The sequence below is a fragment of the Candidatus Phaeomarinobacter ectocarpi genome, assembly GCF_000689395.1.
Taxonomy (GTDB): domain Bacteria; phylum Pseudomonadota; class Alphaproteobacteria; order CGMCC-115125; family CGMCC-115125; genus Pyruvatibacter; species Pyruvatibacter ectocarpi.
In genome coordinates, this window is the sequence record NZ_HG966617.1 from 2,966,497 (window position 1) to 2,980,358 (window position 13,862).

Genomic DNA, 13,862 nt, shown 5'->3' on the forward strand with positions numbered 1-13,862 from the left:
GGCACATCGGTCATGGATCGAATGATCCCATGAAAGTGCGTCGATGAAAGAACGCTGATGAAGTGGTTGGCCAAGATTGCCCTGTCCATTGTGACTGCACTGGTCATAGGTGCAGCCTGGCTCTTCTGGCTCGCCTTCTTCTCTGAGCGCCCACCGCTGACAACAGAGCAGGCGGCGCTGGAAGGAGACGGCAGCACCATCGACTATTGCGCCCTTCCGAAGCTCGACAGCAGCGGCAGGCGGGCAGCCGACATTCCAAAGGGAAACACGCCCGGCTGCAGCTACACCCACTTTCCCCTGCCGATCCTACGTGAGTGCACAGAGCCGCTGCCGGTGGGCACCGTCGACATTCGCGGCCTGTGGATCGGCGTCACCGGCAAGGTCGGACATGTGGAACGCGTTGAACAATGCGGCACCCGGACGGTCATCACGAGCAGCGGCATCATCCACGATTCCGGCCCCAACAGCACCGGGGGTTTCACGTCCAACGACACTGAGGGTGCGGTCGTGTTTACCATCGGTGACAGGGAATATTGCCCGCGCACATCTGCGGGCATGGTCTGGAATCAGGGCGCGCTTGAGTTTCGAGTTTTCGGCTGGGGTCCAACCGTCGTGCGGCGTTACCTCGATGGGCAACAGCTGGTGTGGGAATATGTCGATGGCAGCATCACCCGCATGAACCGCATCTGCACATTGCCAGAGGATCAAAAAGTGCCAGCCCCGCGCGGGCCGCGCTATTCGCTTTTTTCTGCCGACTGATCATCGGCCGCTGCAGCCATAAGCGCAGGCAACCGATCAGCCAGCAAGTCATAGACAAGGCGAATACGCCGGCTGGTACGCAACTCCCGATGGGTGACCAGCCATACAGGAACCGGCACGGGCGCCATGCTGGGAAGCACCTGCTCCAGCTCGGGAAATCTGTCCGCAGCCTCTTTGGTAAGAAACGTGGCCCCCAGCCCGGCGCGTGTCAGTTCCATCAACAGCCCACCGCTTGCAGTTGACGCACGCATATTCTCCCGCGTGACCGGCATACCCAGCCCTTGCAGAAACGGAACGATGTTTTCCGCTTCATCGAAACTGAGCAGATCAATGTCAGCCAGATCATCCAGCCCGTCTGGCCGCCCGGACCGATCAAGATAGTCACGGGATGCATAAAGATGCGCGGTGGTTTCCGCGACCAACCGCCCGATGAGATCCGGCTGCTCCGGTCGTGCATGGCGGATGGATATGTCGGCTTCACGACGGGTAAGGTCCCGTACATCGTTCGAGGTAATGACCTCGACAAATATCCCCGGCGCGACCTGCTGGAGTTCAGCGATGATCGACGGCAGGTAATACCGCGCAAACAGCTCGGTTGCGGTAATGCTGACCTTGCCTTCCACGTGGCTGGACTGGCCCGACGCAGCAAGCGATACCTTGAGTGCTGCGTCACCCATGTCTTTCACATGCGCCAGCACTTCGTGTCCGGCCTGGGTCAGCGTCATGGCCCGGTGCCCGCGCTCAAACAGCGTCACCCCCAAGGCGTCCTCCAGTCCGGTGACCTGTCGGCTCAAGGTGGGCTGCGTCTGGCCGAGCGCCCGGGCGGCAGCTGACAAGGACCCTTCCTCCGCTGTCGCCAGAAACGCGCGGATTTGGTTCCAGTCAAAGGATATGGCGTTCCAATTCATCTATTTTTGCATACCAAACGAACATAATTCAGCAATTTCTATCTGAAATACGCATGGGTATCTACTGGGCATACAGTTTCAGCCCGCAGGAGGCACCTATGCCGCACGACGCCAAATTCTGGGACAAGATCGCAGACAAGTACTTCGCCTCTCCCATAGGCGACATGGACGCCTATGAAGAAAAGCTGCGCCTGACCCGCGAACAGTTTCGCCCCGACATGCAGGTGATGGAATTTGGCTGCGGCACCGGGAGCACGGCCCTACGCCACGCCCCCCACGTGGCTCACATTGATGCCTTCGACATCTCAGACGCCATGCTGGCAATCGCCAAACGGCAGGCCCTGGAACAAAACGTCAGCAACGTCAAATTCACGACCGCCGATATTGCCGACATGAACGTGCCGGATGAAAGCTACGACGCCATCCTCGGCAACAGCATCATGCACCTGATCGAAGATCCAGCGGGCACAACAAAAGACATCTATCGCTGGCTCAAGCCCGGCGGAGTGTTTGTCTCAAGCACCGTATGCCTGGGCGACGGCATGAACTGGCTAAAGCTCATCCTGCCCCTGGGCCGCGCCATCGGCAAAGTGCCCTTTGTGCAATTCCTCAAAGCTGACGCCCTTGTCGGCTTCATGACCGACGCCGGCTTCAAGATCGAAACCCACTGGCAGCCCGGCAATGGGCGGACGGTGTTTCTCATCTGCCGCAAACCCGGGTAGCCAATCAGGCGAGGGGCGCACCCAGGACATTTCCTGGATACGCCCACTCTGCTGTTCTTGATCGCTGTAAGCCTCGCCGACCGCTTGCCGACGTTCCAACAGAATCAGGTTCTGGCTTCACCAACCCGCAGGGAAGGCTCAGATGCTGGCGGCACGTCACTGCTGGTCCGCTCGTTGTCAGGGCCAAAGACCTTCTGGTCCGGCAAGAAGGGAGCGATCAGCAGACCCGCGACCGTCATCGGATAGTTCGGCGCGGTGCCGATGCCGATCACGTCACTCGGCCGTTCGTTCTTCGGATTGTAAAACGTGCCAAAAAGCATGTCCCACACGATGAACTCGCCGCCATAGTTGGAATCGCCAACGTCCTTGTTTGGGTAATGGTGGTAGCGATGGTTGTCGCCAATCGAGAAGATGTGCTCCCAGAACCGCAGCTTCAGATCGATGTTGCCATGCTGAAATGCGCCGATGCACAGCTGCATCATGATGGCGACCATCACGATCTCTGCTGACGGTTGCAGAAGCGCGAAAGGCAGCGCGTAGAAGAATACCTGGATCACGACCTCCACCGGATGGCTACGGATGCCATTGAGCCAGTAGAGCCGCTCCACCGAATGGTGCGCCGCGTGGAACCGCCACAGGAACGGCACTTCATGCATGGCGCGGTGAAGCCAGTAACGGAAGAAATCCTTGATCAGGATCAGCAGAAAGACCTGAGCAACCCCGGGCAGTTCCGCTGGCCACAGGCCATGGCCATAAGGCTCCAGCACTTCGATAAGGCTGAGGATGAAGAGCACCTGCAGAAGGTACTTGCCAAAGCCATTCCAGAAGGCGCCGGACATAAACAGGATGAGGTCGACGCTCGTATCGTTGCCGCCTTCCAGCCATTTCCGGCTGAACGGCATCAACCGCTCAATCGGCGCAACCATGATGCCCTTGATGAAGGGGAGAAGCACCAGCGTGAGCAGTGAGTTGAACGTCACGCCGTTGGCAGCGAGTTCGAACCCTGCATAGAGCGACACGATGAGTGCCACTGGAAACAATGTGTGCTGCAGGACGCGCCGCAGCAGTGTCCCTTCCAGCCGATAAGACAGCCCATCGAGATGCCGCAACGCCCAGTTCATTGGGCGCACAAGCACATAGGCACCGGCAGCTTCCAGCAGGTTGAAGGGCATCCCGCCCCATTTTTCGATTCTGTAGGCCAGTCCCGAGGTTGGAGGCACAGTCCTGTTTTTTTGCGGTTGCGTTTCAGCGTGTGTCACGTCGCCCTCTCCTTTGGATATCGAAAGCCTGGATTTGGTTGTCTTTGACTTGGTTGTCTTTTTGACAGGCAGAGCAGGACGGTCCCGGCTGCGAAAGGTTTAATGAACATGTTCTTTTTACTGTTCGCAAAACCTCCTGTCAAGCAGCATGGCGCGCTTACATGTATGCTGTGCCTCTTGTTACGGGTGGAGGGCGGACGTCCGACTTGCGCGTAGCGTGTGGAAATGCCACTCCCTTGGGACCGTCACCAAGAGCAGTTTCCAGTGGCCAGACCCTCGATAACGCCTGAAAAACGCGAAGAAATGCGCAGCCATGTGCGGGAGGCATTTGTCCGGCTTTCCCGACGTCGCAAAATCGCTCCCGGCGACGCCCGGGCATGGGGCGACATCTCGATCAGGGACGTGATCGAGGAAGCCGGAATATCGATCGGCACTTTCTACAAGTATTTTGAAAACCGGGCTGACCTGTCTCAGACGCTGTGGGCTGAACCGGTGGGGCGGTTACGCTCGGACATGCAGGCAAGCTTTGATGACGCCACCAGCCCGGTAGAAAAAGTCCGCGTCCTGCTTAACCACTATGTGGCCTTCGCGCTGGATAACGACCGCCTGTTTCGCAGCGCGTTCCTCCTCGTGCGCGACGAGGGCGCCCGCCCGCAGGACCCGCAGGACCTGGACGAAGAAACCTTCTACAAAAACCTCTGCGAAGCCTTCCGCGCCGGCCAGAAAAGCGGCCAGTTCAAAGCTTTTGATCCGCACATGATGGCGCAACTCTTCTGGGCCGGCATCCACGGCAGCCTCGCCCTGCCCATCAACCTGGACCGCTACAAGTTCGATTCCCCGAAGGTGCTGTCAGCGCAGATGATTGAGGCGTTGATGGGGCTTGTGGAAGCCTGAGCTGCCTCAGTCAAAACTGGCTTTGAAAGTCTCAGCAGTTAGTGAGACGTGCTGGTCTAGAGGCGGGTACAACTCGAATGCCTTTGGTTCACGAGAAAAATTCCATAGTCGAAAGAGGCACCATTCATCGCGCTTGGCATCAGCCACCGCCAGTTCGTTTTTTGTGATGTGGAAGGGCGTTCTCTCCCAACCATTTGTCGTTTTAACTTCAATGAGGCGAGACCGGCCGTCGGATCCGTAACTCTGGACGTCGTACCCAGCACCGTCTCCGTCCTCCTCTGCCACCCAGCGCACCAGGTCCGCCAGATCTTTACGCCCTGCTTGGGACAGTGTTGCGCGCTCAAAGTCGACAACAAACCTCTCACCAGCCTTACCAAGCTCTCGGTTTCGTTTGTCGCGGCCAACCACGTCATACCTCCTTGCCACAGCAAGCGTCTGTTGAAGTTCATCGGGCTCTGGCTCGTTGGAAAGTGTGGGTGCTGGCCCGACCCAGAGCGAGGTTGGCTCTTGCAGCATCTCACCATCGCCTTGCGTTGTTGGCGATCGCCCCAACCATTGCGGGTTTCGCTCAAGCCAACGTGCAACCGCATCAGCGAGCGACATTTGAAAGTTGAACCGCGGCATATATCCGCCAATCCAAACTTCACCCATCGCTTTCAGCACGGCGCTGATGTTTTGATGTTTGTATTCAATGGAGCCACGTCCCCTGCCGATTAAGGATTGGAGCTGACGATTGTGTTCAGCCTTGTTGTAGCTCCTAAAAGCCAATTCACTCTGCAGCATGTCGAAGTAGTCGGCGACTACTGCGTCGTTCTCATCTGATGTCCAATCATCCCCTGGCATGAAACAAGTTTAGACTCTGTAGGTCGCCTTGTCGTGATTCTTGGACAGTATGTGGCGGAGAGGGAGGGATTCGAACCCTCGGTACGCTTGCGCGCACAACGGTTTTCGAGACCGCCCCGTTCGACCACTCCGGCACCTCTCCGCGGGGCATGGGCGGCGGCTGGCGTGTTAAGCGCACCGCCCACTGGTCAACAGGGCGCGGACAATAGACTCGCCGCGCTGCAAACCGCAAGAGCGGCCATGCAGCAAACGCGGCTAGCCGTCGGTTACCGCTTCCCACAGGGCTGACAGGAACTCTGACAGCCAGTCGATCAGCGGGTCCGCCACATCAAAGAACGGGATGTAGTCTTCCAGCACATCGCGGATGTCACCATCCAGCGCGGCGGCAAACAGGGCAATCAGCACGGCCCAGAAGATGATGATGAGTAGTCCGCGAAACAGCGATCCCATAGGGGGTCCCTTAAAAGTGTGGGTGCCAAGAACCTAGTCGCTCAAAGAGTAGTCCACAGTCGCCACAACGCGAACTGTCTTTTCAAGCTGGCTTTCCTGGCTGACACCGCCGGTATTGTCGCGCGGGCGAATGACGATGACGCCCTGATTGGCGCGCAGAATACCGCCCAGCTTTGATCCTGAATTGTCTGCAAATTCCTGCGCACCGGTCCGCGCGGCGGCTGTTGCCTGGGCAATCAGGTCCGGCTTGATCTCGTTGAGACCATTGAAGGAGTAGGTCGGCCCGCCAAGATCCGCCAGCACGACGCCCCGGCGCACCAGTTCGCCCGTGTCCCGTCCCAACTCATCCACCAGTTGAACATTCGTCGTCCGCAGCAGCAGGTTCTGCGCAATGATGTAGCGCGCCTGGCCAATGCCGCCGGAGCGGTAAGCCTGCGCCAGCAGATCCGTTACTTCCAGACGCTCCAGGCTGATTTCCTCGGCCTTGACGCCGCGGGACATCAAAAACTCACGGATGGTGTCGGTGTTGCCGTCAATCTCGGCCTGCACCTGTGTGAGGTCGCTGCCCGCCGCCGTATAGCGCAGCCGCCACATGGCGAGGTCAGCGGTCACGTCGCGCTCGGCCAGACCTTTGACGGTCACATAGCGCTCCGCCTTGCGGCCTTCAAAAAAGCCGGTGCCCACCTGCCAGCCGGCAAAGGCGACGCCTGCTGCAAGCACAACCGCGCCCAGAAACCCAAAAGGTCCGCTATTCATCTGTCCCGCTCCCGCTACTGGTATCCGCCATAACGGCACCTGCTATTGTTATGCATCTTTGATGATCCACGATTCGAGCAACAACATGGCGACAATTTCACCCGAAGGCCGGCCTGAAGGGGGTCCTGAAGAGACCTTCACGGCCTTTGAACGCCAGCGCGCCTGGGCCATTCATGTGTTCACAGCGTCCGGGGCGGTCATCGCCATGCTCGCGCTGACAGCGGTCACCAATGGTGACCCACAGGCCGCGTTTTTGTGGCTGGGCCTGGCTTTTGTGGTCGATGGGCTCGATGGACCGCTGGCCCGCCGCTACCGGGTTTTGGAGGTTTTGCCCCGCATTTCGGGAGAAACCCTGGATCTGGTGGTCGATTACCTCACCTATGTGGTGGTTCCCGCCTTGATGCTGGCCAGCCTTGGCCTGCTGCCCGAAGGCTGGGGCGCAGCCACCGCCGGCGTGGTGCTGGCGGTGTCGCTCTACACCTTCGCCAATCGCGATATGAAGACGGACGACAACTATTTTGAAGGCTTCCCCGCCGTCTGGAATGTGCTGGTCCTTTATATGTGGGTGCTGGAAACAGACCCGTGGGCGAATCTTGCGGTCATTGCCGTCTGTGCGGTGCTGACCTTCACCCGCCTCAAATTCACCCACCCCATGCGAGTGGTGAAATTACGGCTGATTACCTTGGTTTTTACCGCCATCTGGGCCGCGTTGAGCCTGATGATGGTGATGACCTACCCCGAGCCGCCGGTATGGGCTGTGGTCGTCTGGATTGCCCTTGTGGCGTATTTTCTGGGCCTGACAGCACATAGGAGCCTTGTTTCAGGCAGTTAAGCGCGCCAAACGGCCATACGCCGCTTGACTTGAGGCCCCCAAAAAGTATGATCCGCGCCCAATCGCCGGGTATCTTTCGATCTCCGGCGGATTTTCTTTTGACCAAGGGTAACTTTGGCGCGGAACGTGTCCGCCGCCTTTCTTCGTGCCCTTCATTATATGGACGACGCTCATGTTCGCGGTCATCCGCACCGGCGGTAAGCAGTACAAAGTGGCTCAGGACGATGTCCTGTCGGTCGAAAAGCTACTTGGCGAGCCCGGCGACAAGATTGAAATTTCCGAAGTACTGATGGTCGGTGGTGAAGGCGCGCCGAAAGTCGGTGCTCCGCTTCTCGAAGGCGCAAAGGTCTCTGCCGAAGTTCTTGGCCAGAGCCGCGACCGCAAGGTTCGCATCTTCAAGAAGGTTCGTCGGCACACATATCGCCGTACGAAGGGCCACCGTCAGCACAAGACACAGATCAAGATCACTGGCATCAGCGCGTAACACGCAGCCGACCGGTATTTTAAAGACATACGGAGACACACAAGATGGCACATAAAAAAGCAGGCGGCTCATCCCGCAACGGTCGCGACTCAGCCGGCCGTCGTCTTGGTATCAAGAAGTACGGCGGCGAAGCCGTGATCCCAGGCAACATCATTCTGCGTCAGCGCGGTACCAAGTGGCACCCGGGCGACAATGTCGGCATGGGCAAGGACCACACGATTTTTGCAAAGGTCGAAGGCAACGTGTCCTTCCGCACCCGCGCAGGCGACCGCACCTATGTATCAGTGGTACCGGCAACCCCGGCATCAGCGGCAGCTGAATAAGAACACGGTGGACCAATTGCCACCGTTTGGTGGCAATCCATTCATGAGGCAATAGCCGACCGGGAGGGAGATGGATCGTCATCTCCCTTTTGTTTTGCTCTCTCGCCATCATGAAAGGACGTCCCATGCGGGCGCAGATGAAGACGAAGCGGCTTGAGCTGCGGTGGATAACAATGGAAGACGCACCACGGCTCACAGAACTCGCTGACAACTGGAACGTGGCCCGGATGCTGGCCCGTCTCCCATACCCCTATCCTGAAAACGGGGCGGAAGACTGGATCGCAACCCATTCAGACACCCGCGCACGAGGCAAGGGATCGCCCTATGCCATCGTACTCGAGGGGGCACTGATTGGTGTGGTGGGCATTGAGCTGATGGACAATGTCCACGCTCCTGGCCTCAACGTGGAACTCGGCTACTGGCTCGGCGAGCCCTATTGGGGACACGGATACGCGACAGAAGCAGCGCAGGCCGCTGTCACCATCGGATTTGCTGATCTGGGTGTGGGGCATCTCACATCCGGCCACTTTGAAGAAAACGCAGCCTCAGGCAGCGTGCTCACCAAGTGCGGCTTTGAGTATAGTGGCAAGTCCAAGCGTCACTGCCTGGCGCGTGGCGAAGATATGCCGTCCCTCGATCTGGTCATGACCCGTGACCGCTGGATTGATGGATTGGTGCAACAAAGAGGCTGAGTGACAGCAATGGCGCATACATTGCCCGGCATGAGCGACATCCTGATTGAGACAGACCGTCTCATCATGCGTCCGCTCGCGTCGGACTATGCGGACGATTATGCGCGCGTTGCCAGTGATGCCCGCATCGGCGCCGTCATGTCTCACATTCCCACCCCCTGCCCCGCAGACCTGGTGCGCGAGTGGAGTGCGCAGGTGCCTGAGCAGATTTCAGCAGGTACGGACTATCGGCTTATCATTATCATCAAAGCAGATGGCACTCTTGTTGGTGCGACAAATCTTGGCCACATGGTCGAACTTGGGGTAAGTGGCCGCCAATACAAGCTGAGCTATTGGATCGACCCTGCCCACTGGGGCAAAGGTCTGGCGACGGAATGCGCGGTTGGATTTCGTGATTGGGCGTTTGATACCCTCAAGGCAGGTAGCTTGCGCGCTTTTTGCGCCATGGGAAATGATGCCTCGGCACGCGTACTTGAAAAGACAGGGTTTCATTTCATGAACACCTCCATGCCGGTTGCCTCAGCTTCCAAGTTGAACCCCGAGGCTGGCAAGCTGCGCAACGCCTACCGCATGGATAAGCCCCGCTGGGAAAGCCTGATAAAGTCACCTCATCTGAGTAAAGCATCATGAAGTTTCTGGATCAGGCAAAAGTCTTTATCGCGTCAGGCGCAGGCGGCAACGGCACCATTTCGTTCCGTCGAGAGAAGTACATCGAATTCGGCGGACCCGATGGTGGCGACGGCGGCAAGGGCGGCGATGTGTGGGCAGAGTGCGTCCACTCCCTCAACACCCTCATCGACTATCGCTACCAACAGCACTTCAAGGCACGCCGCGGCGAGAGCGGCGCGGGCCGTGACCGTTTCGGCAAGGGCGGCGACGACGTGGTGCTCAAGCTTCCCGTCGGCACACAGATTTTTGAAGAAGACAACGAAACGCTGATTGCTGATCTGACCGAAGCCGGCCAGCGCGTGCTGCTGGCCCAGGGTGGCAACGGCGGCTGGGGCAATGCCCGCTTCAAAAGCTCGACCAACCGGGCGCCCCGTCGCGCCAATGAAGGCCAGGAAGCCGAAGAACGCTGGATATGGCTGCGCCTCAAACTGATCGCAGATGCGGGCCTCGTTGGCCTGCCCAATGCGGGCAAGTCCACGTTCCTTGCGACCGTCACCGCCGCAAAACCCAAGATTGCTGACTACCCCTTCACAACGCTGACACCTAACCTTGGCGTTGTGAAAGTGGACGAGGCCGCCTTTGTGTTGGCCGATATTCCCGGCCTCATCGAAGGAGCCAGCGAAGGCCTCGGCCTTGGTGACCGCTTTTTGGGGCATGTGGAACGGACAAACGTCCTGCTGCATCTCGTGGACGCGACACAGGATGATGTCGCCGCTGACTACCGCACCATCCGCGGCGAACTTGCAGCCTATGGCAACGGACTATCTGAAAAACCGGAACTGGTAGCCCTCAGTAAGGTGGATTCCCTGACACCTGAAGCGCGCGCTGAAAAGGAAGCCGAGATCACAGCCATCACCGGCACCAAGCCCATCATGCTGTCCAGCGCCAGCGGCGAAGGCGTGACTGAGGCGCTGCGTGCCATCAACGTGTATGTCGCCAATGTCCGGCAGATGCTGATTGACGAAGCAGAAGCCAAGGAAGCCGAAGAACTCGCCATCAAGGAAGATCGCCCTGCGCCTACGGAAGGCTGGCGCCCATGAGTGATCGCCTCGTCACAGCAAAACGTGTTGTTATCAAGATCGGATCCGCCTTGCTGGTGGATGCCGCGTCTGGACGCATGCGCGGTGACTGGCTTCAGACCCTCGGCGACGACGTGGCACGGCTGCGCGCCCGTGGACAGCAGGTGATCATTGTCTCCTCAGGGGCCATTGCTCTGGGCAGCAAGGCGCTTGGCCTTGGCGCGCGCAATACACTGGCCCTCGAAGAAAGCCAGGCCGCAGCGGCCTTCGGCCAGATAGGTCTGGCGCGCGCCTACCAGGAAGCACTTGACACCCATGACATCCGCATCGCACAGGTCCTGCTGACTCTGGGCGACACAGAAGGGCGGCGATCTTACCTCAACGCCCGCTCAACCCTGACCAAATTGCTGGACTTCAATCTGGTCCCCGTTGTGAACGAAAACGATACGGTTGCCACCACCGAAATCCGCTATGGCGACAATGACCGGCTGTCCGCCCGCGTCGCCAGCATGGTCGACGCAGACTGTCTTGTTCTTCTTTCAGACGTTGATGGTCTTTATACGGATGACCCTGTTCACAACCCGGACGCCACCCTCATTCGCGAAGTTGATGCCATCACACCCCAGATTGAGGCGATGGCTGGCACCGCAGGCACGGACATGTCCACCGGCGGCATGATCACCAAACTCGAAGCTGCCCGCATCGCGACGGAAGCCGGTGTGCATATGGTCATTGCCAAGGGCGCGACAGATCATCCTCTCAAATCGATTGAGGAAGGCGCAAACGCCACCTGGTTCACCGCCCATGAAACACCCGTCGTGGCCCGCAAGCGCTGGATATCAGGCAGCCTCCAGCCTTCCGGCGTCATTGCCGTGGATGACGGGGCGGCTGCAGCCCTGGCGCGCGGCCGCAGCCTTCTACCTGCCGGCGTCTGCAAGGTCAGCGGTACATTTGACCGCGGCGATGCTGTGATTGTGCAGACAAAAGCAGGGGTCGAGCTTGGCCGCGGCCTTGTGGCCTACGCCTCCAGTGATGCATCGCGCATTGCCGGGCACAAAAGCGGTGAAATTGAAGCCCTGCTTGGCTATCGTGGTCGTGACGAGATGATCCACCGGGACCATCTGGCCTTGAACCGCGCCGCCAAAGACACACCCAAGACTACGAGTATGACCAACACAAGAAGCGAGCTGTCAAAATGAGTGTCGTTGAAAAACTCCATACAGCAGACCCTGATGTGGTCGCCACCATGCGCGACATCGGCGCCCATGCCCGTGACGCCGCCAAGGTTCTGCGCTCAGCTCCGCGCAAACAAAAAGATGCAGCCCTGCTTGCCGCGGCCATGACCATCCGCGCCGACGTGGACCTCATTCTTGCCGCCAATGAAAAAGACATGGAAGCAGCTCAGGCGCGTGGCCTGACTGGTGCCATGCTCGACCGTCTGAAACTCGACGATGACCGTATCGAGGCCATTGCCAAAGGTCTTGAAGCCATCGTTGAACTCGAAGACCCCGTCGGCACAACCATCACAGAATGGGACATGCCTTCCGGTCTACACATCGAGCGCCGTCGGGTGCCCCTTGGTGTCATCGGCATCATCTATGAAAGCCGCCCCAACGTGACCGCGGACGCAGGTGCCCTGTGCCTCAAATCCGGCAATGCGGTCATCCTGCGTGGCGGCTCGGAGAGTTTTCATTCGTCGCGCGCCATCCACACCATTCTGGAACACGGCCTTGATGCTGCGCAGCTCCCCTCAAAAGCCATTCAGCTTGTGCCCACCACGGACCGTGCGGCTGTTGGTGAAATGCTCAAGGGCCTTGATGGGTCGATCGATCTGCTCGTGCCCCGGGGCGGCCGCAGCCTGACAGAACGCGTCACCAATGATGCCCGCGTGCCCGTACTCGGCCACCTGGATGGGCTTTGCCATGTCTATGTCGACAAGGACGCGGACATCGAGATGGCACAGAAGATAGCCATCAACGCCAAACTTCGCCGCACCGGCATTTGCGGGTCTGCTGAAACACTGCTGGTCGACGAAGCCGTTGCAGACACCCACCTGCCTGCCGTCGTGAAGGCGCTGCAGGACGCTGGCTGCGAGATCCGCGGCGACGAAAAGTCTCAGGCGCTTGTGCCCGGCATTTCTGCGGCCACTGTAGAAGACTGGAGCACTGAGTATCTCGACGCGATTATCGCTGTTGCTGTCGTGCCCGGCGTCAAAGGCGCATTGGCGCACATTGCTGAATATGGCTCACAGCACACCGAATGCATCGTGACCGACAATCAGGAAACGGCCGACAAATTCCTGACCGATTGCGACAGCGCCATTCTGCTGCACAACGCCTCAACACAATACGCTGATGGCGGTGAATTCGGCATGGGGGCTGAAATCGGCATTGCTACCGGCAAGCTGCATGCGCGCGGACCCGTTGGCCTGGAACAACTCACATCCTTCAAATATGTGGTGCGCGGCAGCGGCCAGACCCGGCCGTAAATGTCCTCAGAGCTCAGCCCCGGCCTGAACAACGGCTTGATCGGTGGATTGCGTATCGGCCTGTTGGGCGGATCGTTCAATCCGGCCCATGAGGGCCACAGGCATATCAGCCTGGTCGCACTGCGCCGCTTGCAGCTGCATCAGGTGTGGTGGCTGGTGTCTCCGCAAAACCCGCTGAAGCCCGAAAAAGGCATGGCGCCGTTTGCCCAGCGCATGGAAAGTGCGCGGACAATGGCCGATCACCCAGCCATCCGTGTGACGGACATCGAAACGCAGATGGGCACCCGCTACACTGCTGACACTATACGTCAGTTGACCGACCGCGCTCCTGCGACCCGTTTTGTGTGGCTGATGGGCGCAGACAATCTGCTCAGCTTTCCCAAATGGCACCAGTGGACCAGCATCATGGAACGCGTGCCCGTCGCGGTTATTGCCCGGCCCGGATACAGCCTGAAGGCACGGCTGTCACATGCCGCAAGCCGTTATGCCAACAGACAATTTCCCGTTGAGCACGCATCCCGGCTGGCAGATGTTGAAGCGCCCGCCTGGGTCTTTATTGAGGACCAGCCCACACCGCTTTCATCGACACAGATCCGTCGACAGATCGGGTCCGCCTGGGTTGCCGACTGAGCGAAAATGATCCGTAGCGGTCCAAATACAGTGCGCGGATAGCCTCTGGAAACACACAATCGCGTCACTTACCTGACACGTGGTTGACTTACGCCTTTGAACTTGGCGGAGTTGGCGCTTCGCAGTTTCCATAA

General features: G+C 58.9%; 17 protein-coding genes and 1 tRNA gene. 12 read left to right on the plus strand and 6 right to left on the minus strand.

What is annotated here, in order from left to right; all coding sequences use genetic code 11:
- The first annotated feature begins 57 nt into the window (after positions 1-57).
- Complete coding sequence (locus tag BN1012_RS14085; protein ID WP_043950084.1) at positions 58-759, plus strand: hypothetical protein; 702 nt, start codon at positions 58-60, stop codon at positions 757-759.
- On the opposite strand, the gene BN1012_RS14090 is transcribed toward BN1012_RS14085, so the two are convergent.
- Positions 735-1,667 carry a LysR family transcriptional regulator gene (locus BN1012_RS14090; protein ID WP_043950085.1) on the minus strand — a complete coding sequence of 311 codons (933 nt, stop codon included), beginning with the start codon at positions 1,665-1,667 and terminating at the stop codon, positions 735-737. The two genes, BN1012_RS14085 and BN1012_RS14090, sit on opposite strands and share 25 nt — an antisense overlap.
- Positions 1,668-1,765: 98 nt before the next feature.
- On the opposite strand from BN1012_RS14090, the gene BN1012_RS14095 reads away from it, so the two are divergent.
- Positions 1,766-2,389: a class I SAM-dependent methyltransferase gene (locus BN1012_RS14095; RefSeq protein ID WP_043951140.1), complete on the plus strand. Its 624-nt coding sequence runs from the start codon at positions 1,766-1,768 to the stop codon at positions 2,387-2,389.
- A gap of 104 nt (positions 2,390-2,493) precedes the next feature.
- Here BN1012_RS14095 and BN1012_RS14100 read toward each other — a convergent pair whose 3' ends face one another.
- Positions 2,494-3,648 (minus strand): sterol desaturase family protein, encoded by a 1,155-nt coding sequence (locus tag BN1012_RS14100; protein WP_145973478.1) that lies wholly within the window; start codon positions 3,646-3,648, stop codon positions 2,494-2,496.
- Positions 3,649-3,912: 264 nt separating this feature from the next.
- On the opposite strand from BN1012_RS14100, the gene BN1012_RS14105 reads away from it, so the two are divergent.
- Positions 3,913-4,542, plus strand: a complete 630-nt coding sequence (locus BN1012_RS14105) for a TetR/AcrR family transcriptional regulator (RefSeq protein WP_171815982.1) — start codon at positions 3,913-3,915, stop codon at positions 4,540-4,542.
- Positions 4,543-4,548: 6 nt separating this feature from the next.
- On the opposite strand, the gene BN1012_RS14110 is transcribed toward BN1012_RS14105, so the two are convergent.
- From BN1012_RS14110 to BN1012_RS14125, 4 genes are all read right to left on the minus strand, one after another.
- Positions 4,549-5,385 (minus strand): protein NO VEIN domain-containing protein, encoded by an 837-nt coding sequence (locus BN1012_RS14110; protein WP_043950088.1) that lies wholly within the window; start codon positions 5,383-5,385, stop codon positions 4,549-4,551.
- A gap of 52 nt (positions 5,386-5,437) precedes the next feature.
- Positions 5,438-5,527 (minus strand) — tRNA-Ser (locus tag BN1012_RS14115).
- Positions 5,528-5,640: 113 nt separating this feature from the next.
- Complete coding sequence (locus tag BN1012_RS14120; protein ID WP_043950089.1) at positions 5,641-5,835, minus strand: hypothetical protein; 195 nt, start codon at positions 5,833-5,835, stop codon at positions 5,641-5,643.
- 33 nt (positions 5,836-5,868) lie between these two features.
- On the minus strand, positions 5,869-6,591 hold the full coding sequence (locus BN1012_RS14125) for an SIMPL domain-containing protein (RefSeq protein WP_043950090.1): 723 nt from the start codon (positions 6,589-6,591) through the stop codon (positions 5,869-5,871).
- Between the two features lie 85 nt (positions 6,592-6,676).
- Here BN1012_RS14125 and BN1012_RS14130 point away from each other — a divergent pair, with 85 nt between their 5' ends.
- The 9 genes from BN1012_RS14130 (at position 6,677) to BN1012_RS14170 (ending at position 13,728) form a co-directional block, all read left to right on the plus strand.
- Positions 6,677-7,423: a CDP-alcohol phosphatidyltransferase family protein gene (locus BN1012_RS14130; RefSeq protein ID WP_197538310.1), complete on the plus strand. Its 747-nt coding sequence runs from the start codon at positions 6,677-6,679 to the stop codon at positions 7,421-7,423.
- Positions 7,424-7,595: 172 nt separating this feature from the next.
- Positions 7,596-7,907: a 50S ribosomal protein L21 gene (rplU, locus tag BN1012_RS14135; protein WP_043950091.1), complete on the plus strand. Its 312-nt coding sequence runs from the start codon at positions 7,596-7,598 to the stop codon at positions 7,905-7,907.
- 44 nt (positions 7,908-7,951) lie between these two features.
- Entirely contained in the window at positions 7,952-8,230 is a 279-nt protein-coding gene (gene rpmA, locus BN1012_RS14140) for a 50S ribosomal protein L27 (RefSeq protein WP_043950092.1), read from the plus strand.
- Between the two features lie 125 nt (positions 8,231-8,355).
- A complete protein-coding gene (locus BN1012_RS14145; RefSeq protein ID WP_052535389.1) occupies positions 8,356-8,922 on the plus strand; it encodes a GNAT family N-acetyltransferase in 567 nt (188 codons plus the stop codon).
- A gap of 9 nt (positions 8,923-8,931) precedes the next feature.
- Positions 8,932-9,552, plus strand: coding sequence for a GNAT family N-acetyltransferase (locus BN1012_RS14150; protein ID WP_043950093.1), 621 nt, complete (start codon positions 8,932-8,934; stop codon positions 9,550-9,552).
- Positions 9,549-10,631 carry a GTPase ObgE gene (gene obgE / locus BN1012_RS14155; protein WP_043950094.1) on the plus strand — a complete coding sequence of 361 codons (1,083 nt, stop codon included), beginning with the start codon at positions 9,549-9,551 and terminating at the stop codon, positions 10,629-10,631. Before BN1012_RS14150 ends, obgE begins: the two co-directional genes overlap by 4 nt.
- Entirely contained in the window at positions 10,628-11,809 is a 1,182-nt protein-coding gene (gene proB, locus BN1012_RS14160) for a glutamate 5-kinase (protein WP_043950095.1), read from the plus strand. The genes obgE and proB overlap by 4 nt, the downstream gene beginning before the upstream one ends.
- Positions 11,806-13,098, plus strand: coding sequence for a glutamate-5-semialdehyde dehydrogenase (locus BN1012_RS14165; RefSeq protein ID WP_244442906.1), 1,293 nt, complete (start codon positions 11,806-11,808; stop codon positions 13,096-13,098). The genes proB and BN1012_RS14165 overlap by 4 nt, the downstream gene beginning before the upstream one ends.
- Positions 13,099-13,728: a nicotinate-nucleotide adenylyltransferase gene (locus tag BN1012_RS14170; RefSeq protein ID WP_043950096.1), complete on the plus strand. Its 630-nt coding sequence runs from the start codon at positions 13,099-13,101 to the stop codon at positions 13,726-13,728.
- Positions 13,729-13,862 lie beyond the last annotated feature (134 nt).

Excerpts from the sequence above, each read along its gene's own strand:
- rplU (WP_043950091.1), top strand. The coding sequence starts at position 7,596 with ATGTTCGCGGTCATCCGCACCGGCGGTAAGCAGTACAAAGTGGCTCAG.
- BN1012_RS14110 (WP_043950088.1), bottom strand. The coding sequence starts at position 5,385 with ATGCCAGGGGATGATTGGACATCAGATGAGAACGACGCAGTAGTCGCC.
- rpmA (WP_043950092.1), top strand. The coding sequence starts at position 7,952 with ATGGCACATAAAAAAGCAGGCGGCTCATCCCGCAACGGTCGCGACTCA.
- BN1012_RS14145 (WP_052535389.1), top strand. The coding sequence starts at position 8,356 with ATGCGGGCGCAGATGAAGACGAAGCGGCTTGAGCTGCGGTGGATAACA.
- BN1012_RS14120 (WP_043950089.1), bottom strand. The coding sequence starts at position 5,835 with ATGGGATCGCTGTTTCGCGGACTACTCATCATCATCTTCTGGGCCGTG.
- BN1012_RS14125 (WP_043950090.1), bottom strand. The coding sequence starts at position 6,591 with ATGAATAGCGGACCTTTTGGGTTTCTGGGCGCGGTTGTGCTTGCAGCA.
- BN1012_RS14170 (WP_043950096.1), top strand. The coding sequence starts at position 13,099 with ATGTCCTCAGAGCTCAGCCCCGGCCTGAACAACGGCTTGATCGGTGGA.
- BN1012_RS14095 (WP_043951140.1), top strand. The coding sequence starts at position 1,766 with ATGCCGCACGACGCCAAATTCTGGGACAAGATCGCAGACAAGTACTTC.
- obgE (WP_043950094.1), top strand. The coding sequence starts at position 9,549 with ATGAAGTTTCTGGATCAGGCAAAAGTCTTTATCGCGTCAGGCGCAGGC.
- proB (WP_043950095.1), top strand. The coding sequence starts at position 10,628 with ATGAGTGATCGCCTCGTCACAGCAAAACGTGTTGTTATCAAGATCGGA.
- BN1012_RS14130 (WP_197538310.1), top strand. The coding sequence starts at position 6,677 with ATGGCGACAATTTCACCCGAAGGCCGGCCTGAAGGGGGTCCTGAAGAG.
- BN1012_RS14085 (WP_043950084.1), top strand. The coding sequence starts at position 58 with ATGAAGTGGTTGGCCAAGATTGCCCTGTCCATTGTGACTGCACTGGTC.
- BN1012_RS14090 (WP_043950085.1), bottom strand. The coding sequence starts at position 1,667 with ATGAATTGGAACGCCATATCCTTTGACTGGAACCAAATCCGCGCGTTT.
- BN1012_RS14150 (WP_043950093.1), top strand. The coding sequence starts at position 8,932 with ATGGCGCATACATTGCCCGGCATGAGCGACATCCTGATTGAGACAGAC.
- BN1012_RS14165 (WP_244442906.1), top strand. The coding sequence starts at position 11,806 with ATGAGTGTCGTTGAAAAACTCCATACAGCAGACCCTGATGTGGTCGCC.